At 71.1% G+C, this 25,811-nt stretch carries 23 protein-coding genes and 1 riboswitch; of the genes, 7 read left to right on the forward strand and 16 right to left on the reverse strand.

Features of this window, described 5'->3' with window-relative positions; genetic code table 11:
• Nucleotides 1-25 precede the first annotated feature (25 nt).
• The 3 genes from glpK to DEU36_RS07475 form a co-directional block, all read right to left on the reverse strand.
• On the reverse strand, nt 26-1,540 hold the full coding sequence (glpK, locus tag DEU36_RS07465) for a glycerol kinase GlpK (protein ID WP_120263596.1): 1,515 nt from the start codon (nt 1,538-1,540) through the stop codon (nt 26-28).
• Nucleotides 1,541-1,585: 45 nt separating this feature from the next.
• A complete protein-coding gene (locus DEU36_RS07470; RefSeq protein WP_120263597.1) occupies nt 1,586-2,338 on the reverse strand; it encodes an MIP/aquaporin family protein in 753 nt (250 codons plus the stop codon).
• Between the two features lie 101 nt (nt 2,339-2,439).
• Nucleotides 2,440-4,158: a glycerol-3-phosphate dehydrogenase/oxidase gene (locus tag DEU36_RS07475; protein WP_120264427.1), complete on the reverse strand. Its 1,719-nt coding sequence runs from the start codon at nt 4,156-4,158 to the stop codon at nt 2,440-2,442.
• Between the two features lie 121 nt (nt 4,159-4,279).
• Here DEU36_RS07475 and DEU36_RS07480 point away from each other — a divergent pair, with 121 nt between their 5' ends.
• Nucleotides 4,280-5,260, forward strand: a complete 981-nt coding sequence (locus DEU36_RS07480; RefSeq protein ID WP_120264428.1) for a sugar-binding transcriptional regulator — start codon at nt 4,280-4,282, stop codon at nt 5,258-5,260.
• 37 nt (nt 5,261-5,297) lie between these two features.
• Here the strand turns inward: DEU36_RS07480 and DEU36_RS07485 are convergent, their stop codons facing one another.
• The 3 genes from DEU36_RS07485 to DEU36_RS07495 form a co-directional block, all read right to left on the reverse strand.
• The gene (locus DEU36_RS07485; RefSeq protein ID WP_120263598.1) at nt 5,298-6,089 is read right to left on the reverse strand and encodes an energy-coupling factor transporter transmembrane protein EcfT; all 792 of its coding nucleotides are present in this window, start codon (nt 6,087-6,089) and stop codon (nt 5,298-5,300) included.
• Nucleotides 6,086-7,603, reverse strand: coding sequence for an ABC transporter ATP-binding protein (locus DEU36_RS07490; RefSeq protein WP_120263599.1), 1,518 nt, complete (start codon nt 7,601-7,603; stop codon nt 6,086-6,088). The genes DEU36_RS07485 and DEU36_RS07490 overlap by 4 nt, the downstream gene beginning before the upstream one ends.
• 2 nt (nt 7,604-7,605) lie before the next feature.
• Nucleotides 7,606-8,244 (reverse strand): ECF transporter S component, encoded by a 639-nt coding sequence (locus DEU36_RS07495; RefSeq protein ID WP_120263600.1) that lies wholly within the window; start codon nt 8,242-8,244, stop codon nt 7,606-7,608.
• A riboswitch (TPP riboswitch) is annotated at nt 8,238-8,347 on the reverse strand. (Overlaps the previous gene by 7 nt.)
• A 37-nt stretch (nt 8,348-8,384) precedes the next feature.
• Between DEU36_RS07495 and DEU36_RS07500 the strand changes: the two genes are divergently transcribed.
• Nucleotides 8,385-9,737: a D-alanyl-D-alanine carboxypeptidase gene (locus DEU36_RS07500; protein WP_120263601.1), complete on the forward strand. Its 1,353-nt coding sequence runs from the start codon at nt 8,385-8,387 to the stop codon at nt 9,735-9,737.
• Here the strand turns inward: DEU36_RS07500 and DEU36_RS07505 are convergent.
• The 3 genes from DEU36_RS07505 to DEU36_RS07515 all read right to left on the reverse strand — a co-directional run bounded on the left by DEU36_RS07505 (nt 9,700) and on the right by DEU36_RS07515 (nt 12,465).
• The gene (locus DEU36_RS07505) at nt 9,700-10,371 is read right to left on the reverse strand and encodes a class I SAM-dependent methyltransferase (protein ID WP_120263602.1); all 672 of its coding nucleotides are present in this window, start codon (nt 10,369-10,371) and stop codon (nt 9,700-9,702) included. The genes DEU36_RS07500 and DEU36_RS07505 overlap by 38 nt on opposite strands.
• Nucleotides 10,368-11,291, reverse strand: coding sequence for a DnaJ domain-containing protein (locus tag DEU36_RS07510; RefSeq protein WP_120264429.1), 924 nt, complete (start codon nt 11,289-11,291; stop codon nt 10,368-10,370). Before DEU36_RS07510 ends, DEU36_RS07505 begins: the two co-directional genes overlap by 4 nt.
• Before the next feature lie 103 nt (nt 11,292-11,394).
• Complete coding sequence (locus tag DEU36_RS07515) at nt 11,395-12,465, reverse strand: enoyl-CoA hydratase/isomerase family protein (protein WP_120263603.1); 1,071 nt, start codon at nt 12,463-12,465, stop codon at nt 11,395-11,397.
• A gap of 86 nt (nt 12,466-12,551) precedes the next feature.
• Here DEU36_RS07515 and DEU36_RS07520 point away from each other — a divergent pair, with 86 nt between their 5' ends.
• Nucleotides 12,552-13,484: an ATP-binding cassette domain-containing protein gene (locus DEU36_RS07520; protein WP_120263604.1), complete on the forward strand. Its 933-nt coding sequence runs from the start codon at nt 12,552-12,554 to the stop codon at nt 13,482-13,484.
• Nucleotides 13,481-14,302: an ABC transporter permease subunit gene (locus tag DEU36_RS07525; protein ID WP_120263605.1), complete on the forward strand. Its 822-nt coding sequence runs from the start codon at nt 13,481-13,483 to the stop codon at nt 14,300-14,302. Before DEU36_RS07520 ends, DEU36_RS07525 begins: the two co-directional genes overlap by 4 nt.
• Here DEU36_RS07525 and DEU36_RS07530 read toward each other — a convergent pair.
• The 6 genes from DEU36_RS07530 to DEU36_RS07555 form a co-directional block, all read right to left on the reverse strand.
• Nucleotides 14,269-14,688, reverse strand: coding sequence for a hypothetical protein (locus DEU36_RS07530; protein ID WP_120263606.1), 420 nt, complete (start codon nt 14,686-14,688; stop codon nt 14,269-14,271). The two genes, DEU36_RS07525 and DEU36_RS07530, sit on opposite strands and share 34 nt — an antisense overlap.
• Before the next feature lie 69 nt (nt 14,689-14,757).
• Nucleotides 14,758-15,558: a uroporphyrinogen-III synthase gene (locus DEU36_RS07535; protein ID WP_120263607.1), complete on the reverse strand. Its 801-nt coding sequence runs from the start codon at nt 15,556-15,558 to the stop codon at nt 14,758-14,760.
• A 209-nt stretch (nt 15,559-15,767) separates the two neighbouring features.
• Complete coding sequence (locus tag DEU36_RS07540; protein ID WP_120263608.1) at nt 15,768-16,034, reverse strand: hypothetical protein; 267 nt, start codon at nt 16,032-16,034, stop codon at nt 15,768-15,770.
• Nucleotides 16,024-16,434: a phage holin family protein gene (locus DEU36_RS07545; RefSeq protein WP_120263609.1), complete on the reverse strand. Its 411-nt coding sequence runs from the start codon at nt 16,432-16,434 to the stop codon at nt 16,024-16,026. The genes DEU36_RS07540 and DEU36_RS07545 overlap by 11 nt, the downstream gene beginning before the upstream one ends.
• Nucleotide 16,435: 1 nt before the next feature.
• Nucleotides 16,436-16,795 carry a hypothetical protein gene (locus tag DEU36_RS07550; RefSeq protein ID WP_120263610.1) on the reverse strand — a complete coding sequence of 120 codons (360 nt, stop codon included), beginning with the start codon at nt 16,793-16,795 and terminating at the stop codon, nt 16,436-16,438.
• Between the two features lie 94 nt (nt 16,796-16,889).
• On the reverse strand, nt 16,890-18,284 hold the full coding sequence (locus DEU36_RS07555; RefSeq protein ID WP_183045312.1) for an NAD(P)/FAD-dependent oxidoreductase: 1,395 nt from the start codon (nt 18,282-18,284) through the stop codon (nt 16,890-16,892).
• A 55-nt stretch (nt 18,285-18,339) separates the two neighbouring features.
• Here DEU36_RS07555 and DEU36_RS07560 point away from each other — a divergent pair, with 55 nt between their 5' ends.
• Together DEU36_RS07560 and DEU36_RS07565 are read left to right on the forward strand one after the other, a co-directional pair.
• Nucleotides 18,340-18,918 carry an HhH-GPD-type base excision DNA repair protein gene (locus DEU36_RS07560; RefSeq protein ID WP_120264430.1) on the forward strand — a complete coding sequence of 193 codons (579 nt, stop codon included), beginning with the start codon at nt 18,340-18,342 and terminating at the stop codon, nt 18,916-18,918.
• A gap of 97 nt (nt 18,919-19,015) precedes the next feature.
• Nucleotides 19,016-22,603: an endo-1,4-beta-xylanase gene (locus DEU36_RS07565; protein ID WP_120263612.1), complete on the forward strand. Its 3,588-nt coding sequence runs from the start codon at nt 19,016-19,018 to the stop codon at nt 22,601-22,603.
• A 140-nt stretch (nt 22,604-22,743) separates the two neighbouring features.
• Here the strand turns inward: DEU36_RS07565 and DEU36_RS07570 are convergent, their stop codons facing one another.
• Nucleotides 22,744-24,132, reverse strand: coding sequence for a glycine--tRNA ligase (locus tag DEU36_RS07570; RefSeq protein ID WP_120263613.1), 1,389 nt, complete (start codon nt 24,130-24,132; stop codon nt 22,744-22,746).
• 140 nt (nt 24,133-24,272) lie between these two features.
• On the opposite strand from DEU36_RS07570, the gene DEU36_RS07575 reads away from it, so the two are divergent.
• On the forward strand, nt 24,273-25,685 hold the full coding sequence (locus DEU36_RS07575; RefSeq protein ID WP_120263614.1) for a flotillin family protein: 1,413 nt from the start codon (nt 24,273-24,275) through the stop codon (nt 25,683-25,685).
• The last annotated feature ends 126 nt before the right edge of the window (nt 25,686-25,811 follow it).

The following is a 25,811-nucleotide window of genomic DNA, read 5'->3' on the forward strand; positions in this document are numbered from 1 at the left end:
GGGGCCGCGCGCTAGGCCTTCGTCGTCAGCGGACGTCGTCGTCGACCCAGTCCATCGACTTCGTCACGGCCTTCTTCCACAGCCGCAGCTGACGCTCGCGCTCCTCGACGTCGTCGTTCGGGGTCCAGCGCTTGTCCTCCTGCCAGTTGGCCCGGAGCTCGTCGAGGTCGCTCCAGAACCCGACGGCGAGGCCGGCGGCGTAAGCGGCACCCAGCGCGGTCGTCTCGGCGACGACCGGCCGGACGACGGGGACCCCCAGGATGTCGGCCTGGAACTGCATGAGCGTGTCGTTGGCGATCATGCCGCCGTCGACCTTCAGCTCGGCCAGGTCGACACCCGAGTCGGCGTTGACGGCATCCAGGACTTCACGCGTCTGGAAGGCCGTCGCCTCGAGCGCTGCGCGCGAGAGGTGGCCGCGGTTGGCGTAGCGCGTGAGGCCGACGATCGCGCCTCGAGCGTCGGGCCGCCAGTACGGCGCGTACAGGCCCGAGAACGCGGGCACGAAGTAGACGCCGCCGTTGTCCTCGACCGACAGCGCGAGCTGCTCGACCTCCGGCGCCGTGGAGATGATCCCGAGCTGATCGCGCAGCCACTGGATGAGCGAGCCGGTGACGGCGATCGATCCCTCGAGCGCATAGTGGGTCGGTCCGTCGCCGAGCTTGTACCCGATCGTCGTGAGGAGGCCGTTCTCGGACTTCACGATCTCGGTGCCCGTCTGGAAGATCAGGAAGTTTCCGGTGCCGTAGGTGTTCTTGCTCTCGCCGGCGTCGAACGCCGCCTGCCCGAACGTCGCCGCCTGCTGGTCGCCGAGGATGCCGGCCACCGGCGTCTCGCGCAGCAGCGACGTGTCGCGCGCCTCGCCGTAGACCTCGCTGGAGGAGCGGATCTCGGGCATCATCGAGCGCGGCACACCGAAGTCGGCGAGGATGTCGTCGCGCCACTCCAGGGTCTCGAGGTCCATGAAGAGCGTGCGCGACGCGTTCGTGACGTCGGTCGCGTGGATGCCGCCCGACGGGCCGCCGGTGAGGTTCCACAGCACCCAGGTGTCCGTCGTGCCGAAGATGAGGTCACCGGCCTCGGCCTTCTCGCGGGCACCTTCGACGTTCTCGAGGATCCAGACGATCTTGGTGCCCGAGAAGTAGGTCGCCAGCGGCAGTCCGACGATGTCCTTGTACCGCTCGACGCCCTCGTCGCCGGCCAGGCGGTTGACGATGGACTGCGTGCGGGTGTCCTGCCACACGATCGCGTTGTAGACGGGGATGCCGGTGTTCTTGTCCCACACGACAGCGGTCTCGCGCTGGTTGGTGATGCCGATCGCGGCGATGTCGTGGCGGGTCAGGTTGGCGCGGCCGAGCGCGATGCCGATGACCTCGCGCATGTTGTCGCGGATCTCGATCGGGTCGTGCTCGACCCAGCCCGCCCGCGGCATGATCTGCTCATGCTCCTTCTGCCCGACGGAGATGATCGAGCCCTTCTTGTCGAAGATGATCGCGCGGCTCGAGGTCGTGCCCTGGTCGAGGGCGATGATGTAGTCGGTCATGATGTGACGTCCTTGTCTGTCAGCGTTGGCGGTTCGTGAAGAGGGTCAGGCGAGGCCGAGCAGGGCGCCGGCGGCGAGTGCCGCGAGCGTACCGCCGATGAGGGGTCCGACGACGGGAACCCACGCGTACGACCAGTCGCTCGATCCCTTGCCCTTGATCGGGAGCACGGCGTGGGCGATGCGCGGGCCGAGGTCGCGGGCCGGGTTGATGGCGTAGCCGGTGGGGCCGCCGAGCGAGGCGCCGATACCGACCACGAGGAGCGCGACGGGCACGGCGGTGAGCGGGCCGAGCGAACCCGGGGTGCCGATCTCGATGTCGCCGTAGTCGGCGAATCCGAAGATCACGAACACGAGTACGAAGGTCGCGATGATCTCGGTGACGAGGTTCCAGCCGTAGGCACGGATGCCGGGGCCGGTCGAGAACACGCCGAGCTTGTTGGCCGGGTCGGGCTCGGCGTCGAAGTGGTCGTGGTAGGCCAGCCAGCAGAGCACGGCACCCAGGAAGGCGCCGACGAACTGGGCGGCGACGGCAACGAGGAAGTGGGCGAACTCGATCTTTCCGCCCACGAGGAGCCCGATCGAGACCGCCGGGTTCAGCTGAGCGCCGGAGTACGACGAGACGAGGACACCGGCGAACACCGCCAGGCCCCAGCCCCAGTTGATCATGAGCGTCCCGCCGCCGAGGCCCTTCGACTTGGCGAGGATGACGTTGGCGACCACGCCACCGCCGAGCAGGAGCAGCATCGCCGTCCCGACGAGCTCTGACACGAAGTAGAGCCCGAGATTGATGTCGTGCATGTCAGCGTCGACCTTTCTGCAGAATCACCGCGGGCGACATCGCCGCGCGAGAGGATGGCCCGAGGGTGATCCGGCGTCGGGCCTCGCCGGGTCAAACGGGCTCAGGCGTCGAGCGGCGCCAGGTGCGACGTGCGCACGTCGATGCGGTGAGCCTCCTCGAGCGCTTGCGCGGCCTCGTCGATCTGTGCGCGGACGGTCTCCGCATCCCAGCCGAGCACGGGCGCGGCCGCCTCGGCGACCTCCGTGAGCGTCTCCATCGAGACGCCGCCGACGAAGGCGATCGAGGTGCGACGCAGGAGCAGATCCATCAGGGAGACGACCTCTTCGCGCTCGGCGAGGAACGCGATCTCCTCGACCGAGTAGCCGGGGGCGTGCTCGAACTCCTGCTGGGCGACGGGGAGCGCGGCCAGCACCTCCTGCGCGTAGGTGCCGTAACGCTCCAGCATGCGGTCGGCGAACTCCGCCGAGTGCGCGCCGCGGTGGGCCTCGATCCAGCGGCGACGCTGAGCGACGCTGCGCGGGTAGCCGGCGCCGCCGCCGATCGCGAGGTCGGTCGTGGCGACACGACGCGGTCGCTTCAGCAGGCCCATGACGTCGGTGGCGAGGTGCTCGGCGAGCGCGCGGAACGTCGTCCACTTGCCGCCGACGAGACTGAGGACGGGGACGTCGCCGAGGCGGTCCTTCTCGATGCGGTAGTCGCGCGAGACGAAGCCGGGGGCGAGGTCGTCGTGGCGCGGGAGGGGACGGATGCCGGAGAACGTGTAGACGATCTGCGAGCGGTCGACGTCTATGTCGGGGAAGACCTGGCCGATCAGATCGAAGAAGTAGTCGATCTCGTCGTCGGTGCAGACCGTGGGCCGGCTCGGGTCGGCGTCGATGTCGGTCGTCCCCACCATCACCCGGCCCTTGAGCGGGTAGATGAGCACGATACGACCGTCGGCGGCCTCGAAGAAGATCTCGTTGCCGCCGGTCGCCTCGAGCAGCGAGGTGTTGTCGAGGACGATGTGCGACCCCTTGGTGCCGCCCATGAAGCGCGTGGGCGTGCCGAGCGCGGTGTTGGTCAGGTCGGTCCACGGTCCGCTCGTGTTCACGACGACGTCGGCCGTGAACGGGAACTCCTCACCCGTGACGTCATCCCGGATGATGACCGACGCCCCGTCGGCGCCGACGACGGGGGCGTAGTTCGCCGCCCGCGCCGACTCCTCGCGCACGCCGTCGCGCAGGACGTCGAGCGCGAGGCGCTCGGGGTCGTGCATGGAGGCGTCGTAGTAGGTCGCGGTGTAGCGGAACCGGTCGTCGAGGTCGGGGAACTGCGCCCGCGAGCTGCGGCGCCCGCGGAACCGGTGGCGCGGCACCGCGCCGCCGTCGCGCGAGAACGTGTCGTACATGATCAGGCCGACCTTGATCAGCAGGGCACCGCGCTCGCGTGGCTTGCCGCGGCCGTGCGTGACGAGCAGCCGGAACGGCGCGGCGAGGATGCCGGAGAAGGTGCGGTGGATCGGGATCGTCGTCGGCAGCGGCTTGACGAAGTGGGGCGCGTTGCGCACGAGCCGGTTGCGTTCGGTCACCGACTCCTTCACGAGCCGGAACTCGCCGTTCTCGAGGTAGCGGACGCCACCGTGGATCATGTGACTCGACGCCGACGAGGCGCCGCTGACGTAATCTCCGCGCTCGACGAGGGCCACGTCGACGCCCTGGAGTGCGAGGTCGCGGAACGTCGCGATTCCGTTGATGCCCCCGCCGATGACGAGGACCTCGGCATGGGGGCGCTCGCGCAGGGCTCGGATGTTCGCTCGGGTGGTCGGCGTCGACTCGGTCATCATGCATCCTTTTCCACGGCTGTCCCGATCTACACTGGGGTCCACCGCACGAATGCGCAACGGTCATGCACGAACGTGCACCGGCGCCGCGGCGATGCACGAACGTGCAGGACGGATGACGATGAGCGCGGACGCCGAGGCCGAGGCACGCACACGCGACGCGCTGCGCGCGGCGCAGCTGTACTACGTGCAGGATCGCACGATGGACCAGATCGCGGCCGAGATGGCCCTCTCGCGCTCGTCCGTGTCGCGGCTGCTCTCGCACGCCCGAGACATCGGACTCGTCGAGATCACGGTGCACTCGCCCCACGAGGCGAACTCGGTGGTCGCGCGGCGCCTGTCCGAGCGCTTCGGCATCTCCGTCCACGTCGTCAGCACGCCCCCGCGCACGAACGACGCCGAGCGACTCGAGAGAACAGCCCGGACAGCAGCCCACGTCCTGTCATCGACGCTCGATCCCGACGCGAACATCGGCATCGCGTGGGGAGCCACGGTCTCGGCGATCGCCCGCCACCTGCCTACCAAGCGGCTGCACGACTCGCAGATCGTGCAGATGAACGGGGCAGCGAACGAAACGACGTCGGGCATCTCGTACTCCGGCGCGATCCTCGAGCGGTTCGGGCAGGCGTTCGGCACCGACGTGCAGCAGTTCCCCGTGCCCGCGCTGTTCGACGACCCGCTGACCAAGCAGCTGCTCTGGCGTGAGCGGTCGATCCGGCGCGTGCTCGACGCGCAGTCGCGCGTTCAGGTGTTCGTCTTCGGGCTCGGCTCCCCCCACGCCGATGTCCCCTCCCACGTGTACGCCGGCGGATACCTCACGGGCGAGGACCTGCGCTCGCTCCTCCGCGACGGCGTCGTCGGCGACTGCGCGACCGTGTTCTACCGCATCGACGGCTCGGCGACCGGCATCGAGCTCAACGCGCGATCGAGTGGTCCGTCTCTCGAAGCGATCCGCCGCATCCCCCGCCGCCTGTGCGCGGTGTCGAGCCTGACGAAGCTCGACGCGCTGCGCGGCGCGCTCGCGGCCGGTCTGATCACGGAGCTCGTCGTGGAGGAGGCGCTCGCCCGGCGCCTGGCGGAGACGACGGTCGGCAGCCTCTGAGACGCGGCCCGAGGCCCGACTCCAGGGCGGTCCGGCGTCAGGATGGGCCGAAGATCGGGTGGAAGGCGCCGACCGCGACCGACACCGCGACCGCCGTCACCGAGATCGCGAGTCCGCCCGCGATGATCGCCGCGTCGGATGCCGCGAGCCGCGACTCCCGTGCCCAAGTGCGTCGCCCCGGGGCACCGAAGGCCCGCGCCTCCATCGCCGTCGCGAGGGCCGAGCCGCGACGGATGGCGAGCACGAGCAGCGCGAAGGCCATGCCGAGCGTCCGACGCAGACGGCCGTCGTCGGCGACGCCGCGGGCACGCCGCGCGAGCGCGAGCGCACGCCAGTCCTCGGCGAGCAGCCCGAGCATCCGCATGCCCGCGAGCCCGCCGATGACGAACCGCGCCGGAAGCCGCAGGATCTGGGCCAATCCGTCGGCGAGGTCGGTCGGGTCCACGGTGATGAACAGCACGACGGCCGGCAGACCGATCGCGAGGACACGCAGAGCTGCCGCCAGGCCGAGTGCGAGCGAGCCCTCGCTGACGTGGACGAACGCCCAAGCGAAGACCTCGGCTCCGCTCCGCTCGCCGTAGAGCGAAATCGTCACCGCGGCCGCGGGGGCGGCGATCCACAACGGAAGCGTCCGCACCCAGAACCGGCGCCAGCCGACCCCCGAGGCGAGCAGCAGCGGCAGCTCCAGGAGCAGCGCGACGCCGGCGGACACGGGGTCGATCGTGATCACGAGCGGCATCGCGATGAGAAGCGCCGCCAGCAGCTTCGCCACGGGGTTGAGCGCCGCGACGCCGCGCGGCGCGTCTCGGGTCACCGCCGCCGCGGTCATGCCGGCACCCCCGTCGGAGCGGTGAGCGCGAATCGTCGGGCCGCGAGCGCATCGAGCACGGCGTCGTCGTGCGTGATCGTGATGACTCCGAGGGGCCCGCGATCGTCGACACCGTCGCGGAGGGCGGCGATGATCGCGACCAGCTCCGACCAGGTTCGGGCATCCTGCCCGTAGGTCGGCTCGTCGAGGACCACGATGCGTGGCCGCGCCGCCAGCATCGCGGCCACGGTCAAACGGCGCTTCTCGCCGCCGGAGAGCGTGTAGGGATTGGCCCCCGCGAGCGGGGCGAGCCTCAGCCGCTCGAGCAGCTCGTCGACGCGTGCCGCGACCTCCCCCGCCTCGATGCCCAGGGCCCGCGGCCCGACCTCGAGCTCGTCGCGCACCGTGGAGCGGAGGATCTGGTGCTCGGGCTCCTGCAGGACGGTTCCGATCCGCGTCAGCAGTGCCGTCGAGCTCCATGCCGCGGGGTCCGCCCGCTCCCGTCGCCGTCCGCGGACGAGCGCGGCGCCCGCCGCCACGTCGTCGGCAGCACGGACGATCCCACCCTGCGCCGGCAGCAGCCCGGCGAGCGTGAGCCCGAGCGTCGATTTGCCGACACCATTGGGCCCCACGATGCCGAGCGCTTCGCCGGCACGCACGTCGAGGTCGAGCGGCCCGGCGGCCGGCGAGCCCGGTGCACGCCCGACGACGAGACGTTCGGCCGACAGTAGGACGTCACCCGGCGAGGCCACCGGGCGCGGCGGCGAGGACGGCCGGATGCCGGGCACCCATACGCCCGCGGACGCGAGCTCGGCGCCGCGTTCGGTGAGCACCGTCCGCGGGTCGCCGTCCGCGACGACCCCGCCGCCGGGCGCCAGCACGATCACGCGGTCGACGAGCGGGAGCCAGGCATCGATCCGGTGCTCGATCACGACGAGCGTGGCTCCCGTGACATCGAGCACCCGCGCGACGGCATCGCGCACCTCGATCACGCCGGCCGGATCGAGGTTGGCCGTGGGCTCGTCGAGCAGCACGGCGCCCGGCCGCATCGCGACGACGCCGGCGAGCGCGAGGCGCTGCTTCTGCCCGCCCGACAGGGCCGCGGTCGAGCGATCGAGAGGGACGTCGAGGCCCACGGCATCCAGGGCAGCCCGTACCCGAGACCAGATCTCCTCGCGCGCCACCCCCAGGTTCTCGCATCCGAAGGCCGCGTCATCGCCCACCCGCGCGAGGATCGTCTGACTGTCGGGGTCTTGGAGGACCAGTCCGACGCGACCGCGCGCCTCGGCAGCCGACCGACCGTCGACGAGGAGCGATCCTTCCTGCTCACCCTCGTCCGCCCCTCCGAGGACCCCTGCGAGCCCCTGCAGCAGCGTCGACTTGCCCGACCCCGACGCCCCGAGCAGGAGCACCCGTTCACCGGCCTCGATCGTGAAGGAGGTCTCGCTCGCGGCCCACGCGCGTCGGGTGGCGTAGCGCCACCCCCACCCGCGGGCCTCCAGGGTCGCGGGCCGCGCCGCGCCGGCGTCACCCACCGTCAGACGCGGGCGGTGGCTTCGCGCCCGGCCGCGAACCGGCTGAGCGCCCCGGTGCGTGCCAGGGCACGTGTGATGAGCCAGCCGCCGAGACCTGCGATCACCGCGCCCGACAGCGTCGTCGAGGCGATGTAGACCGACGTGAAGAGCGTGTCGGCGCCCGGGTACCAGAGGATGCGGTCGTTGATGCCACCGGCAAGTCCCGCGCCCGCGCCCGCGAGGAGGGCGACCGGCAGACGCCACGCCGCGTAGAGGAAGACCAGGAAGATCAGTTCGGCGCCGAATCCCTGCACGAGGCCGGACACGATCGTCAGGGGTCCCCACTGATTGCCGACGAGCGCCGAGATCACGGCTGCCAGCAGTTCGGTGTACAACGCCGCGCCGGGCTTGCGGATGATGAGGCCGCCGAGCACGCCGGCGATGAGCCAGGGCCCCGCGAGCAGGCCCTGCAGGCCCGGGAGCAGCGGCGTCAATGCGGCCGACGGCCCCTGATATGCGACGTTCCACAGGAGGAACACCGCGGCGCAGGCGACACCGATGACGCTCGCGACGACGATGTCGACGACGCGCCAGCGGAAGCGGCCGGGCGCGTGCCCGGGACGACGATCGGTGGGCTCGGTGGTGGACGCAGCAGCGTGCATTTCTCTCTCCTCCCTGCGCCGGCATGATCCGGATCAGGTTCGACGGTCGAAGCGTGGATCGCTTCCTCTCAGCCCGGCTCACCGGACTCCCGTGGTTGTCGATGAAGTATATCGGCGCACGCGCGTTGTACGTTGGGCGGGTGACATCTCCCGACTCGCGCGTCGCCCTCGCGTGGGTCGACGACGACGCGGTCACCGGCGCGAACGGGCACCGCGAAGCAGCTGCCTCGGCCGGTCCGTACACGCTCGCGCACGCCGAACTGCTCACCGAGCGGCCGCGCCGGTCGGCGGCGCCGGCCGTGCTCACGACGCTCGGTGTGGCCGTGCTCGTCGCAGGCGGGTACACCGGGGCGACGCTGACGTGGCCGTTGGATGCCGTCGCGCCCGAGATCCTGCCCGCCGCCGTCGCGGCTCCCGCCGCCGCCATCGCCCAGCCCGCGTGGCCCGCCGAGGGCGCCGGGGCGACGGCCGTCGGCGGATTCGCCGCCGTGTCGGCGTCGTCGGGCGAGCCGGAGTCGATCGCGAGCATCACCAAGCTCGTGACCGCCCTCGTCGTGCTCGACCGGATGCCGCTCGCCGACGGCGAACAAGGCCCCGAGTTCGCTTTCACCGCCGCCGACCGTCGGGAGTACCGCGCGTACATCGCCGACGACCAGTCGGCTCTGGACGTTCCCGTCGGCGGGGTGCTGACCCAGTACCAGCTGCTGCAGGGCGTGCTGATCGGCTCGGCGAACAACTACGCCGACCGCCTCGTGTTCGATCTCTGGCCCGACGAGGACGCCTACGTCGAGGCGGCGAACGCCTGGTTGCGGGCGCACGACCTCGGCGGCGTCACCGTCGTCGATTCGAGCGGAATCGATCCCGGCAACACGGCGGCACCGGCATCGGTCATCGCCCTGGCCGAGAGCGCGATGTCGAACCCCGTCATCTCGGGAATCGTGGCCCAGCGCTCCGTCGAGCTGCCGGGTGCCGGGTTCGTCGAGAACACGAACGCCCTGCTCGCCGACCCCGCCGTCGTCGGGGTCAAGACGGGCAGCCTGTACGGCTCCTACAACCTCGTCGCGGCGAAGGACACCGACCTCGACGGTGTCAACGTGCGCGTGTTCGCGACCGCCCTCGACCAGCCCGACGACGAAACCCGCCACTCGGCGACGGCCGCGCTGCTCGATCGCACGATCGCCGAGATCTCGGCGTCACCGGTCCTCCCCGCGGGAACCGTCGCCGGCACCGCGACGACTCCGTGGGGAGCGACCGCCGAGATCGTCACCGAAGCCGACATCCGTGTCGCGCTCTGGAACACGCAGTCCGCTCAGGCGGCCGCGAGCGTCGACCTCGGAGACGCCCGCGACGCGGACGACCAGGCGGGCGAGCTCACCCTCACCGGCCCCCTCGGATCAGCGACGACGGCCCTGCGTCTGACCTCGGACATCCCCGATCCCGACATCTGGTGGCGCCTCAGCCACCCGCTGCAGCTGTGGGGCCTAGCAGGCTGACCTCGCGTCGCGCCAGCACGAACCCCTGTGGGTGCGGTTCACCACCCCGCGCGAGCCGCTCGCGCTGGTCGAGCACGGCGAATCCGCGAGCCGCGAAGGCTGCCGCGACCTCGCGGGGGTCGTGCAGAACCGCATCGAGCGAGACGTCGTGACCGTACGCCCGGTCGATCCGACGCGTGCCGCGGCCACTCTGGAAACCCAGCAGCACGAGGCCGCCCGCCGTCGAGACTCGGGCGAACTCGTCGGCGATGAGGTCGAGCTCGTCCGTGCCGGCATGGATCACGGAGTACCAGGCGAGCACGCCGGCCACGGATCCGTCGGGCAACGGCACGTCCGCCAGGTCGCCCACGGCGAGATCGGCGAACGGACAGCCCGCGCGCGCCAGCCCGATCATCTGCGGCGAGAGGTCGAGGCCGACGAGGCGCAGGTCCGGCCGGCGCTCGCGCATCAGGTGCAGCATCCGCCCCGCCCCGCATCCGGCGTCGAGCACACGGGCGCCGCTCGGGAGCAGGTCGAGGAACCGATCGATCAGGGCGACGTCTTCCGGGGATTCGAACGAAGCATCGGGCAGCAGAGCCGCGTAGTCGGCCGCGACCGTGTCGTAGGCCGCTCGCACCGCTGCTCGGGACGTCACACGAACCGCACCGTCTGCTGCAGCCGGGTGCGCACGTCGAAGAGCTCGTTGCCGCCGATCTCACGCGCACCGGCGACCCCCCGGCGCAGCACCGTGGCGAGCGCGGAGCGGCCGACCACCGCGACCGCGAGCCCGCGCACGCGGCCGAGCTCCTCGATGGCCTGCACGACGTCGTCGTCGGGGAGCACCACGATGACGCCGCTGAACTTCACCCGGGCAGCGCGGCTGAGCGCACGCGCCCGGTGCACGAGCGTCGCGATCGGGGAGTCGACCCCCTCGCCGATCAACTCGCCCCGGCGGGTGCGCACGGGCGCGCCGAAGTCCTCCGACAGCACGGCGTAAAGGCCCGAGGGCCCGAGCACGACGTGGTCGAGCTTCACCTCGGGGTCGCGCGGATCGGCGGCGACGTCGTGCCAGACCGTGTAGCCCATGCCGAGGTCGGCGACGACGCGGGCGGTCGCCTCCTCGGCGAGCGCATCGGCCAGCAGCCGTCTGATCTCGTGCGGCGCGGTGCGCACGAGGGCAGGGTCGTACGGGTCGTCGAGCGGCGCTCCGCGTCCGACCCACTCGCGGATGAGGGTCAGGTAGCGCTCGCGGCGCCAGCCGCCGGGTTGGCCGAAGGAACGAGCCCGCGGGCGCGTGTCGGCGGGACGCTGCGGCGGCCGCCACGTCGAGGCCCCGGGTGAGAAGTCCGGGGCGGCGGTGAAACCGTGCCCCCGGTCGTAGGCGGCGCGGGCGGTGGCCGTTCCGACGAGATCCCAGGCGCGCTGCACCTGCACGAACGCGACGGCGTCGCCACCGGTGTCGGGATGGGTCTGCCGAAGCCGCAGGCGGTAAGCGCGGCGCAGTTCCTCGTCGTCGACGTCGGGCGCGACCCCGAGCACGTCGTACGCCGAGGCGGACAGCGGACTGTCGAACACGAAGAACCCTCCCTCGTGCGTCGCGGCCCCGGGACGGCGCGGACGCACAGCATCCCGAGACTATTACCTCGTGGCCGGGCGCAGTCCGGGAGCCCGAGGGAACTCAGTCAGTCCATAGGGCGGGCACGGGCTCGAAGGCGAATGCCTGCGTCACGATCTCGGGATCGAGATCGTCGCGGGATGCCGGCGACCATGACGGCGACCCGTCCTTATCGACGAGTCGCGCGCGAATGCCCTCGACGAGGTCGGGTTGCGTCTGGGCGAACCACAGCACCAGGCCGTACTCCTGGGCCAGCACCGCTCGGAGCTCGTTCCGGGCGCGGGCCTGACGGACGGCCGCGAGGGTGACGGCGAGCGCAGTCGGGGGGAGGGTGTCGAGCAGATCGGCTGCAGCTCGGGCGTCCGACTCGTCGCGCTCGCGCAGCCGCCCGATGATCTCGACGACCGAATCCGCGGCGAAGGCGGCGTCGATCCAGGGCCGCGCGGCCTCCAGGCGGGCGGGCCCCGCGGTCTCGTCGAACAGCAGGACGAGCTCGGTCGCCGTCTGCGGATCGGCTCGGCTGACGAGGGCGTCGCGCAGGTCGTCGAGCCGCTCCGACGGAACGAGGTGGTCGGCGAAGCCGGCGTAGATCGCGTCGGCGGCATCCATCGACTCGCCCGTCAGCGCGAGGTATTCCCCCACGTGCCCCGGCGCTCGCGCGAGCAGCAGGCTGCCCCCGACGTCGGGGGTGAAGCCGATGCGGACCTCGGGCATCGCGAGACGCGATCGTTCGGTCACCACGCGCACCGCCGCATGCCCGGCGAGCCCGATGCCGCCGCCCATCGTGACGCCGTCGGCGAACACGACGACAGGCTTCGGGTACGCGGCGATGCGTGCGTTGAGTGCGTACTCGGCCCGGAAGAAGTGCGCGGTCTCGGCCACATCACCGGCGACGATCTGGTCGTACAGGCCCCGGACGTCGCCCCCGGCGCACAGCCCGCGCTCCCCCGCGCCGTCGAGCAGAACGGCGTCGACACCGGGGTCGTGCTCCCATGCGTCGAGCGCCGCGGCGAGACTCCGGATCATGCCGAGGTCCAGTGCGTTGATGGCTCGCGGCCGGTCGAGCGTGAGGTGTCCGAGCGCACGATCGACACGGGCCCGGACACGCGAATCGGATGCAGCGGCGTCGGTCACCCTCGCCACGCTACCGCCCGGAGTTCGCGGTGAACGCGGCGTGTCGGGCAGGATGGGACCCGAACCACCCGGCGAGAGGGGGCGCGATGGCGGACGGACAGGTGCTGGAGTTCACCGACGTGGCCAAACGTTTCGGCCCCGTCGCGGCCGTCGACGGTCTGACGGCACGGGTCGAGCCGGGGGCGGTCACCGGCTTCCTCGGCCCCAACGGCGCGGGCAAGACCACGACGCTGCGGATGCTTCTGGGGCTCATCGCCCCCACGTCGGGGTCGGCCACGATCGGCGGCCGGCGCTACCGCGACCTGAAGCATCCGCTTCAGACGGTCGGCGCCGTCCTCGAGTCATCGAGCTTCCACCCCGGCAGGTCGGCCGCGGCGCACTTGCGGGTCTACGCCCATGCGGCGGGCATCGCTGCCTCTCGTGTCGACGACGCCCTCGGCATCGTCGGGCTCGGCGATGTCGCCGGGCGCAAGGTCGGCGGGTTCTCACTCGGGATGCGGCAGCGCCTCGGGCTCGCCTACGCGCTGCTCGGCGACCCCGGCGTCCTGGTCCTCGACGAGCCGACGAACGGCCTCGACCCCGAAGGCATCCGCTGGATCCGCCGGTTCCTCCGCGACCTCGCTGCGGAGGGGCGCACCGTTCTGGTCTCGTCGCACCTGCTCGCCGAGGTGCAGCAGTCGGTCGATTCGCTCATGATCATCACCCGCGGCCACCTCGTCTACCAGGGCGGGATCGAGAACGTCGTGCCGCAGGACGAGATCGCTACCGTCGTCGACGCCGACGATCGTGAAGCGCTGCGGCGTGCCATCGCGGCCGCGGGCTTCGAGAGCGATGAACGTCGCACCGGCCTCGCCGTGCGCGGCGCCGACGCCCCGACCGTCGGACGCATCGCCGCCGACGCCGGCATCGCTCTCACCGCGCTGCAGCGGAAGGGCCCGGCTTTCGAAGAGGTCTTCCTCGAGCTCGTCAGCGGCACCCGCGTCCACCCGTCTGCCGAGAACGGCGAGGAGAAGCGATGAACCTCGTGAACGCGACGCGCTCGGAACTCAGCAAGCAGTTCTCCACCTCGGTCTGGTGGGTGCTCCTCATCGTCCTCGTCCTGTACATCGGCGGAACGGCCGGCGGCATGGCCGCCGTCTTCGCAGCGGGTGAGAACGGCTCGCTCCCCGGCACCACGTCGCTGCCGACGGGTCTCGGTGACCGGCTCCCGAGCCTCATCTACGGGCTCGCGACCGCCATGGGATACGTGTTCCCGCTCGTCGTGGGGTCACTGCTCGTGACCGGCGAGTACCGCCACAAGACGCTGACGCCGACCTTCCTCGCAACACCCCGTCGCGGCATCGCGTTGTCGGCGAAGATGCTCGCGGGCGTCGTCATGGGTCTCGTCTTCGGTGTCGCAGCCGTCGGCTCGACGGTCGCGGCGGGGGGCGGGATGCTGGCGCTGTTCGGCGTCGACCCGCAGCTCGCGCGTCCCGAGACGTGGGCCTTCCTCGGGCGGATGCTGCTCGCCCTCGTCCTCTGGGTACTCCTCGGCATCGCCCTCGGCACCCTGATCCGTAATCAGATCGCCGCCGTCGTCGGCATCCTCGCGTTCACCCAGTTCGTCGAGCCGATCGCCCGCGTGGGCGCGAGCATGGTCGAGGGGCTCGCCGACGTCGTGCGTTTCCTTCCGGGCGCCGCATCGGATGCGCTCGCGGGCGACAGCATCTACGCGGCGATGGGCGGCGGTGCGAGCCAGTCGCTGGACTGGTGGGCGGGCGGCCTCGTGCTCGCGGCCTACGTCGTCGTGTTCGCCGTGATCGGCTACGCGGTGTCGTGGCGGCGCGACGTCGCCTGATCGACCAGATCGGCGACATCGGCGGGCTCGTCCTCGACGTCGAGGCGCAGCGCCCGCACGAGCGCGACCCCGTGCCGCGTCGTCAGGATCAGGCGCTGGAACTCGTCGTCGCCCTCGAGATCGACGACGACCGACGGACGGCGACGCCGCACGAGCACGAAGTCAGTGCCACCCGCCGATTCAAACGAACCTGCTGCGATGACCGCGGGCACGAACAGACCCGGGCGGGGAACGCCGCGCAGCCACGACCACGCGTCATCCGTCAGCTGCACCCGCGCGATGTTCTCGCGTGACACCAGGACATTCCGCTGGCGGAATGCCGCTGCGCGCTCGGTCGCGGACAGCACGATCTCGAGCTGCGCGGAGTCGAGCAGGAGGGTCACCATGGGTCCAGTCTGCCAGTCGGACGCTCAGGGAATGCTCACAGACCGGCAACGATCGCGGCCGCGCTCACGTCATGGGGCAGGGGCGTCGGATGCCGGTGCCGGCTGGCGGGAGATCGCGTCGATGAGCGAAGAGATGGTCGTCTCGGCGGCGACCACATCGACGCTGAGACCGAGCTTGCGCGCGTCGCGCGCCGTCCGGGGACCGATCGCCGCGATCAGAGTCGATGCGGGGAGCTCGGGGAACTGCTCGCTGACCTGCTCGGCGACCGACCCGCTGGTCACGAGCACCGCGTTGATGCGGCCACTCGCGACATCGGCGGCGATGCGGTCGGTCACCGGCACACCCACCGTCCGGTAGGCGACGACGCTGCGGACGTCGTGACCGGCCTCGACGAGCATGCGGGTCAGCACGGGCTTGGCGACTTCACTGCGCAGCGCGAGGACACGCGTCGGCTCGGCCTCGATCGCGAGGATCTGCTCGGCCAGGCCCGCGGCCGAGTCGTCCTCATCGGGGACCAGGTCGACGCGGTAACCCACGGCTGTCAGCGCAGCGGCCGTGGTCTCGCCGACGGCCGCAACGCGCGTCTGCGCCGGGATCTCGGCGCGATAGGCGTACAGGACGTCGACGGTGGTCGCGCTCGTCAGCGTGATCCAGTCGAAGGCGCCGGCCGCGAGTTCGGCGAGTGCCCCTTCGAGGTCGGCCACGTCCGTCGTGGGCGCGAAGTTGATGAGCGGGGCGATGACCGGCGTGGCTCCGTGCGAGCGGAGGAGAGCGGCTACCTGGTCACCCCAGGGACCCCCGCGCGGCACGAGCACGCGCCACCCCCGAAGGGGCTTCTGCGGCTCTGCGTGGCCGGGCTCGACATGCATATGGTGGCTCTCGTGAGGCGCGACCACCCCCGGAAGAGCGGCCGACGCACGTTCCTTGTCCGGGCGGTGCAGGCCCGGATGCGCAACATCGGCAGCATTCGCTCCATCGCCGCTGCCTCGTTTCCGAGCATACTCCGCAACGGACGCGGGACGGCGGCAGGAGGTATCGATCCGGACTCGGTTGGCCGAGAACGGATCACGCCGCCCGATCAGCGCGCAATGAGTCGGGCGATGCCCCAGACGACGGCGCCCACCGCGACCGCGACGCCCACCGCTGCTGCGGCGGCGCCCGCCGGGTTGCGCTCGGCATAGGCGCGGGCCTCTCGGCTGGCGCGATCGGTCGCGATGACGGCGCGCTTGGGGAGGTTCGCCTTGTGCTCGATCGCGGCGAGCGCGGCCTTCAGCTCGGCGCGTGCCTTCTCGACCGGGTCGTTGATGCCCAGCGGCACGGCGGTGTCGGGGAGCTCAGAACTCATCGGCCACTTCCTTCACGATCTTGGCGTCGGTGGAGATCGCCTGGGCGGGGTTCTGGCGCGAGCTCAGCTTCTTGAAGCGAAGGAGGCCCAGCACCGCGAACACGGCGGCGATCACGAGGAGGATACCGATCACGATGAGCGACGCGGCCCAAGCGGGCAGCCACGACGACAGCCCGATGATCGCGAAGGCGCCGATCGCCGGAATCGTCCAGAACAGGAAGAACAGGGCGACGATGAACCAGACGCCGCCGATGCCGGCGTCCTTGCCCGTCTTCTTGGCCCATGCCTTCACCGAGTCGATCTCGGCGACGACGAGGTTGCGGACGAGCTCGGGGATCTCACCAATCAGGGTGAACAGGCTGTCGTCGGCGCGGTCGCGGAATCCGCGGGGCGTGCTCATCTCAGCTGTCCGCCACGGCGCTCGCGTCGGCGACCTTGCGCGCATCGCGCTCGGCGGCCTTGCGCACGTCGCCGGCGGCCTTCTCGCCCTCCGCGACGGCCGCGTCGAGCTTCTCGCCGGGGGTTCCGCTCTTGCCGGCGGCCTTGACGACCTTCTTCGCACTGTCCCAGACGACACTGGGCACCGCGAGGGCGGCGGACTTGCCGAGCTCGGTGACCTTTCCCACCTGCTTCTGCACGGGGTCGAGCTCCCAGATCTGCTGGGCCTTCTCTTTGATCTGCTCGTAGCGCTGACGCCCGGCGCGTGCCCCGAGCACGTAGCCCGCGGCGAGTCCGACGGCGATGCCAATCTTGCCCCTCATGGGGTCTCCTCACGTTCGACGTTGCTGCGTTGTCTCAGGCTATCGCCGTATGCCGCCTCAGGTATCCACTCCCATAACGCGGCGGAGCCGACTATCATGCCGGATCGACCCCGTGCCACAGCACCGCGTGCCGCGCGGCATCCGCCTCGACGACGGCGTCGGCGGCGACTCGCTCGAGACTGTTTCCCGAGAGCCACCCGCCGACGACCGCGAGCCCCGGAAGCGTGCGCGTCCGCGCGCGGATGCCCTCGACTGCTTCGGCGTGCCCCAGGAGCGACGCGGGGGCCGCGCGGGAGTACGTGATGCGCGCCGAGGCGCGAACGGCTCCCGGCGGGATGACCACGCCGCACAGATCGGACGCCGCGACGCGCGCGGTCTCGACGGCATCCGCGTCGGACGCCTCACTGTGCGGCAGCGTCACCCGCAGGATGTGCTCGTCCTCGGCCAGCGCCTCGCCGATCCACGGCCACGTCCGCGAGATGTGACGCACGGTGACCGGCTCGGGGCCCGGCCCGATCACGAGCGACCCGCGCTCGGGCACGTCGAGTCCCGCGAGGCGCACCAGCACGACATCGAGCGGTCGCGGGCGGGGCTCGGCGCTCGCAGGAAGCTCGACGTGCGGGGCGAGCAGCCGACGGGCGGTGTCTTCGTCCGCCGCGACGACGAGGAGATCGGCCGGCACCTGCTCGTCGGCGTCGTCCGCGCTCACGAGCCACGTGTCACCATCGCGTCGGATCTGGCTGACGGCGGCGTCCGTACGGATGTCGACGTCGAAATCGCGCAAGCGGGCCTCGAGCGCATCGACCAGCCGGAACAGCCCGCCGCGCGGAGCCCGCCGCTGCGGCGAGCCGGGACGCAGGGTCTGTGCGACGGCGCCGCTGAGCGAGCCGGTTCGCGTGAGCGCCGGGTTCAGCGACGGGGCGGCGACATCGACATCGATGAACTCCGGGGCGACGCCGTGGACGGCCAGCACGTAGGGCGCCACCAGCCGGTCGCGCACGCGCTCGCCCATCCGCGACGACACCAGTTCACCGAGGCTGCGTCGCCGACCCACGGTCAGCGGCGGCCGCACGCGGTCGAGATAGGCACGCCACGCGCCGCGCATCTCGATGTGGCGCCGGACGTCCTCCGCCCAGGGGTTCGCCGGGATCCCGAGCACCGTCTCGGCGGGCGCGGGGGCGGGTCCGTGCGGACCGGTACCGAGCCACAGCTCGTCATCGCGAGCGGTCTCGAGCTCGTCGGTCAAACCGACCTCGTCGATGAGCTTCGCGAGGGTCTGCGCCGAGGCCGGCACGCCGTCGGCCGCGGCATCCACGGTCAGGTCGCCCAGCGTCGCACGGTCGAGCGAGCCGCCCAGGTGCGGGCCGGCCTCGATCAGCGTCACCCGCAGGCCGAGTCGCGCGCATTCGAGAGCCGCCACGGCTCCCGCGATACCGCCGCCGACCACGACGACGCGGGTGTCGTGGGCGTGCGTCACGAGATCCGTCATCCCTCCATCCTGCCGCTCGCGGATGAGAACGCGGGCCGATGAGAACATGGGGAGCATGAGCCTGCACATCACCGACGACGACGCCGCCGATCAGCTGCTGACCGAGAATCCGCTCGCCCTGCTGATCGGGATGCTGCTCGACCAGCAGATCGCCATGGAGACGGCGTTCACCGGGCCGTTGAAGATCCGCGAGCGGGCCGGCTCTGTCGACGCGGCGGCGATCGCGGACTACGACCCCGAGGAGTTCGTCGAGATCTTCCGGCAGACGCCGGCCGTGCACCGGTTCCCGGGATCGATGGCGGGCCGCGTCCAGACCCTCTGTCAGACGATCGTGGACGACTGGGGCGGCGATGCCTCGGCGATCTGGACGTCGGGTGATCCTGACGGAGCGACGGTGCTGAAACGGCTCAAGGCATTGCCCGGGTTCGGCGAGCAGAAGGCGAAGATCTTTCTCGCACTGTTGGGCAAGCAGTACGGCTTCACCGGCGCCGGATGGCGTGAGGCCGCCGGATCGTACGGCGACGAGGGCTCGTATCGTTCGGTGGCCGACATCGTCTCTCCCGAGTCGCTCACGAAGGTGCGCGAGTACAAGCGTGCGACGAAAGCCGCTGCGAAAGAGGCTGCGAGCTCCTGATCACCGGGGGTTTTCGAAAAGGCTGGCGGAACGCGGCGGATATGTTTGAGTAGTCGACAATCCGTTCCCCCGGTCTGCGCAAAGGAGCGCTCGAACCATGCGAATTCGTCGACCCCGAATACTGGCAGTCGCGGCGACCGCGGCCCTCGCCGCACCGCTGCTCGCCGCGACGGGAGCCGCTGCGGCCCCCACCGCCGCCGCCCCCGTCATCGCCAACGATTTCTCGACCCCATCGCTCGGCGACGGGCTGACGCAGAGCGGGGGTGACGGCTCGACCCTCGACTACGCCGACGGCGCCCTCGTCGTGCAGGGCCGCGACGCCGACTACGTCGGCATCCAGACGGCGCCGGGAGTCCTCGAACCCGAGACGACGTACACCGTCAGCGCACGCGTACGGCTCGCGCCCGGTACGCCCGACACCCGAGCGCGCTGGGTCGGCGTCCCGGGGTACACGTGGATCGGCGACACGACCATCTCCGCCGACGACTGGACGACGGTCACCGGCACGTGGACGTCGCCCGCGACCGCGGAGGCCGTCGGGATCTACCTCGGCACCGCCGACATCGCGGACGCCGCGCCCTACACCTACCTCGTGGACGATGTCACGATCACCACGGACGGCGATTCGGGCACAGATCCGGGCAGCGGACCCCAGACCCCCGGCACCGTGCTGATCGAGAGCACGTTCGACGACGGCGCCCTCGGCGCGTGGCAGCCTCGGGCCGGGTCGAGCGGCGCCGGCCCGACCGTCGACGTCGTGCCGGACGGAGCCGACGAGTCGTCGCACGCGGCGCTCGTCACGGACCGGACGCACGAGGGCGACGGCATCCTCCTGGATGTCACCGACACCCTGCTCGCGGGACAGACCTACGCCTTCTCCGCGGCACTGCGCTTCGCTCCCGGAGCAGACCCGGGCCAGGGCCTGGCCGTCTCGATGCGCACCGACGACGGCGGCACGGTCGCCTACACCAACCTCCTGCAGGCCGAGAGCGTATCGCCGACCGGGTGGACGACCGTGACCGGCGCCATCACCATCCCCGAGTACGACCTCGCAGCCGAGCTCTACATCGAGGCGCGCTACGACTCGGGCAACACCTCGCCGTTCCTCGTCGACCAGGTCACGGTCGCGGTGCCCGAGGCGGGAGAGGGCGACCTCGATCTCACTCCGCTGAGGGACACGACCGACTTCCCGGTCGGCGTCGCGGTCGACCAGCGCGAGACCAGCGGGGCGGCATCCGACCTGCTGCTGCACCACTTCGACCAGATCACGCCCGAGAACCACATGAAGGTCGAGGCCTGGTACGACGACCAGCAGCAGTTCCAGCGCCACCCGCAGGCCACGGCGCTGCTCGACTATGCGGCGGCGAACGACCTGCGACTCTACGGGCACGTGCTGCTGTGGCACGCGCAGACCCCCGACTGGTTCTTCCAGGATGCATCGGGGCGTGAGCTCACCGACTCCGAGGCCGACAAGCAGCTGCTGCGCGACCGGCTCGCGTCGCACATCGACAACGTCGCACGGTCGATCGCCGACGACTACGGCCTGTTCGGGTCCGAGACCAACCCGCTCGTCGCGTGGGATGTCGTCAACGAGGTCATCTCCGACCAGGCGACGCCCGACGGGCTGCGGACCAGCCGGTGGCACGACGTCCTCGGTGAGGAGTTCATCCACCTCGCCTTCCGGCTCGCCGACCAGGCGTTCAACGGCGACTACGCGGCGCCGGGCACCGACCGCCCCGTGAAGCTGTTCATCAACGACTACAACACCGAGCAGGACGCCAAGGGCTCGCAATACGAGGCCCTCGTCGGCCGAATGCTGGACGCGGGCACGCCGCTCGACGGGGTGGGCCACCAGTTCCACGTCTCGATCAACACGCCCGTCAGCGCTCTCGCGAGCACGCTCGACCGCTTCGCCGGGCTCGGGCTCATGCAGGCGGTCACCGAGCTCGACGTCACGGTCAACCCCGCCACAGCCGCGAACCTCGCGCGCCAGGGGTACTACTACCGCGACGCGTTCGACGTGTTCCGCGGGTACCACGCCGCGGCCCCGGCATCCGAAGGTCTCTACTCGGTCACCGTGTGGGGGCTGACCGACGCCCGCTCGTGGCGCTCGGAGCAGGCGCCCCTGCTGTTCGCGGCCGACCTGAGCGCGAAGTCGGCGTTCTTCGGTGCGATCGGCCAGGACGACGGCCTGCCGCCGCTCCTGACGACCGCCGATGTGTTCCGCGGCGACGTCGACCTCGACGGTGCGATCGTCGATGCTGCCGAGTGGCGCAATCTGCCGGAACACCCGCTCACCGGCGACGCCGGCGGCTTCCAGACGCGCTGGAGCGACGACCATCTCACGGTGCTCGTCCGCTCGAGCACGCGCCCGGAACGGATCGAGTTCACGTATCGGAACGAGCAGTCCGTCTTCGGAACCGATGGTGATCTCACGGGCCGGACGGTCGAGGTCGACGGCGCGTTCTACTCCGTCATCCAGCTGCCGCACGAGGCCCCGAGCGTGGGCGCGACGGCCGCGTTCGACGTCCGTGTCTTCGGCGCAGACGGACTCTCCGGCGCCTGGAACTCGGCGGGCGCGACCGGTCAGCTGACGTTCTACGAGGAGCTGTCGTACCTCGAGGTCCCGCGCGCCGAGGGGCTCACCGTCGACGCGGTCGTCGACGACGCGTGGGCGGCTGCCCCGCGGATCGAGACCGCCAAGCGCGTCGAGGGCGACGCGAGCGGCGCCACGGCGACGGTCCGCACGCTCTGGCGCGACAACGTCCTCTACACGCTGTTCGAGGTCGTCGATCCCGAGATCGACACAACGAACAGCGATCCCTGGAACCGCGACGGCGTCGAGATCTTCCTCGACCTCGGCAACACCAAGAGCGGCGCATACGGACCCAACGACACGCAGATCCGCATCACCGTCGACGGCGACGTCACCTTCGGCACCGGCAACGAGGCCCTCCAGCGCTCACGGCTGCTGGAGAGCGCGACCGCGCGCACGGCCGACGGCTACATCGTCGAGGCGGCGATCGACCTCGTCGGTCAGTCGGGCGGGCAGAGCGACGTGCCGCTCGGCGGCGCCGGCACCTTCCAGGGGTTCGACGCGCAGGTCAACGACGCCCGCGGCGGCTCGCGCTTCGCCGTGCACACGTGGGCCGAGCCGACCGGCACCGGCTACCAGACCACCTCGCGGTGGGGTGTGATCCACCTCTCCGATTCGGTGACCACGCCCGGCGAGCCCGGCGGTCCTGGCGAGCCCGGCGAGCCCGGGGAGCCCGGGGAGCCCGACGCATGGGCGACGGTCGACATCGGGGATGGTCGCGTCGCCCAGGGCGGATCGCTGCCCGTACGGGTCTCGGGCCTCGAGCCGCAGCAGCGGATCGGCGCCACGCTCTACAGCGATCCGATCGTCGTCAACGGCATCCCCGCGGCCGACGCGTCGGGCGAGGTGCGCTTCGCCGTCGCGATTCCCCGCGACCTCGAGATCGGAGAGCACACCCTCGTGGTCGCGTCGCCCGGGTTCGACGACATCCGCGTGGCCGTGACCGTCGTGAGCGGCGGGGCGGGCAGTGGCGCGGGCAGCCTCAGCGCGACCGGCGGCGAGCTGCCGTGGGGCGCCGCACTCGCGGCCGCCGTGCTCCTGACCGCGGGCGGCCTGTTCATGGCGCTGCGCCGACGCCGCACCCCCTGACGCGCGCGCCCGACCTCGGGCGCGAACATCGGAGAAAAGCGCGAACCTCGGAGCCCATCACACGATGGCTCCGAGGTTCGCGTCATTCTCCGCCCGGACGACCGGGGTGGGAGGCGGGAGGCGGGATGCGGCGACCTGCGTCAGGCGCCGCGCAGGCGCTCGGCGAGGTAGCCCTCGAGCGCGTCGAGCGCGATGCGCTCCTGGGCCATCGTGTCGCGGTCGCGGACGGTGACGGCGCGATCGTCGAGCGAGTCGAAGTCGACGGTGACGCAGAACGGCGTACCGACCTCGTCCTGACGGCGGTAACGGCGCCCGATCGCGCCGGCGTCGTCGAAGTCGATGTTCCAGCCGCGGCCGCGGAGCGTGTCGGCGACCTCGCGCGCCAAGGGCGACAGGCGCTCGTTGCGGCTGAGCGGCAGCACGGCCACCTTCACGGGCGCCAGGCGCGGGTCGAGGCGCAGCACAGTGCGGGTGTCGACGCCGCCCTTCGCGTTCGGCACCTCCTCTTCGTCGTACGCGTCGACGAGGAAGGCCATCATCGCCCGCGTCAGACCGAACGACGGCTCGATGACGTACGGCGTGTACTTCTCGCCGGACGCCTGATCGAAGTAGGTCAGCGACTGACCGGATGCCTCGGAGTGGCTGCCCAGGTCGTAGTCGGTGCGGTTCGCGACACCCATGAGCTCGCCCCACTCCTTGCCGGGGAACCCGAAGCGGTACTCGACGTCGATCGTGCCGGCGGAGTAGTGGGCGCGGTCGTCCTCGGGCACATCGAATCGCCGCATGTTGTCGGCGTCGATGCCCAGCTCGATGAACCAGTTCCAGCACGCCTCGACCCAGTGCTCGAACCACTCCTGCGCTTCGGCGGGCGGCGTGAAGAACTCGATCTCCATCTGCTCGAACTCGCGGGTGCGGAAGATGAAGTTGCCGGGCGTGATCTCGTTGCGGAACGCCTTGCCGACCTGACCGATGCCGAACGGCGGCTTCTTACGGCTCGCGGTGAGCACGTTCGAGAAGTTCACGAAGATGCCCTGCGCGGTCTCGGGGCGCAGGAAGTACAGCCCGGTCTCGTCGTCGACGACGCCGAGGTAGGTCTTCACCAGGCCCGAGAACGACTTGGGCTCGGTGTACTGGCCCTTGGTGCCGCAGTTCGGGCACGGGACGTCGCCGAGGCCGTTCTCGGCCTTGCGGCCCTTGCGCGCCTCGAAGTCCTCGATGAGGGTGTCTTCGCGGAAGCGCTTGTGGCACTGCAGGCACTCGACCAGAGGGTCGGTGAACGTCGCGACGTGGCCGGAGGCCTCCCAGACGCGCTTGGGCAGGATGATCGACGAGTCGAGGCCGACCATGTCGCCGCGACCGCGAACGAACGTCTGCCACCACTGGCGGCGGATGTTCTCCTTGAGCTCCGTGCCGAGGGGGCCGTAGTCCCACGCGGAGCGCGAACCGCCGTAGATCTCCCCCGCCTGGAAGACGAACCCGCGATGGCGGGCGAGGGCGATGACTTTGTCGAGGCGGGACTGCTCGGCCACAGGTGGCTCCTCATGGTCGTTTTCGGGATGCGCCGGCGGCGCGGATGCCGCAGACAACGGCATCCTCGATTCTAGTCGCGCCGCGCACGTCGACCCCGATACGGTCGAAGCACACATCGTTACGTACGAGAAAGGTCAGCATGGAAGCTCTATTCGCCGGAGGCGCGCTCGTGATCGGCGGCATCGCCGTAGTCGCCGTCATCATCCTTCTGATCTTCCTGCTGATCATGGTGCGGGCCTGGTACAAGGTCGCCAAGGCCGACCAGGCGCTCGTCGTCGTCGGCCGCAATCAGAAGAACGCCGCGGGCGACTCGTCGCGCATCTCGATCATCACCGGCGGCGGCGCCCTCGTGAACCCGCTGACGCAGCGCGCCGAGATGATCTCGCTGCGTGCCCGGCAGATCAAGATGGAGCCGACGGCGCAGGCATCCAATGGCGTCACCGTCTCGGTGGCGGGCGTCGCCCTCGTGAAGATCGGCTCGGACCCCGAGTTCGTGCGCCGCGCGGCCGAGCGATTCCTGTCGCAGGACGGCGCGATCGAGCAGTTCACCACGGAGCAGCTCGAGGGCGCGCTCCGCGGCGTCGTCGCGACGCTGACGGTCGAGCAGCTCATGAAGGACCGTCAGAAGCTGTCGGACCAGATCGCCGAGGGAATCAAGAGCGACCTGCTCGCCCAGGGACTCATCCTCGACTCGTTCCAGATCCAGGGCATCACAGACAAGAACGGCTACATCGACGCCCTCGGCGCGACCGAGGTCGAGCGCGTGCGCCGCGAGGCCGACGTCGCCCGAATCAACGCTGCCCGCGAGGTGCGTGCCCGTCAGCTCGCGACCGACGAGGCGAACCTGATCGAGCAGACCGCGTACGACAAGAACTCCGCCGCCGCCTCCGCCGAGGTCGGCCGCGCACGCGCCGAGGCCGAGCAGGCCGAGGCCCTGGCCCGCGCCCAGCGCGAGCAGGACGTGCTGCTGCAGGCCGCCGAGAACCGGCAGGCCCAGCTCGACGCCGACATCAAGAAGGTCGCCGACGCTTCGCTCTACGAGCGTCAGCGCAAGGCCGACGCCGACGCGTACGCCGAGGTCAAGGCCGCCGAGGCCCGCGCGCAGATCGCCGCCCAGGAGGCCGAGGCCACGCGCCTGCGCGCACAGGCCGAGGCCGACGCCGTGCGCCTGGCCGGTGAAGCCCGCGCCGAGGCGATCGAGGCCGAGGCCGCCGCCATCGCGCAGAACCAGGAGGCGCTGCTCGCGCAGCGCGCGATCGAGGCCCTCGTGCCGCTGATGACCGAGTTCGCCCGCGGCTTCGACAAGGTCGGGTCCATCACGGTGCTCGGCGGCGACGGCGCATCGAGCCACATCGCTTCGGAGAGCGCGTCGAGCATGCGCGCCACCTTCGACGCCGTGCAGGCCACGACCGGCATCGACCTGCGTCAGATCATCCAGGGTCAGGCCACCGGCCGCGGCGTCGCCCAGGGCCTGCGCGCGGACGACGCGGCCGCGGCTCCGGCCCCGGCCCCGGCCCCGGCGACCGCTCCGGAGGGCACCTCCGCGGAGTGACCCCGCGCTAACTCCTCAGATCCGACGACGCCCCGTCTCACCTCTCGCGAGATGACGGGGCGTCGTCGTTCGCGGGCTCGCAGATCCGAGGAGTTGCCGCGCGCCCTTGTCAACCGGGTGCGTCGC

The organism is Microbacterium sp. AG238 (assembly GCF_003610405.1).
Taxonomy (GTDB): Bacteria; Actinomycetota; Actinomycetes; order Actinomycetales; family Microbacteriaceae; genus Microbacterium.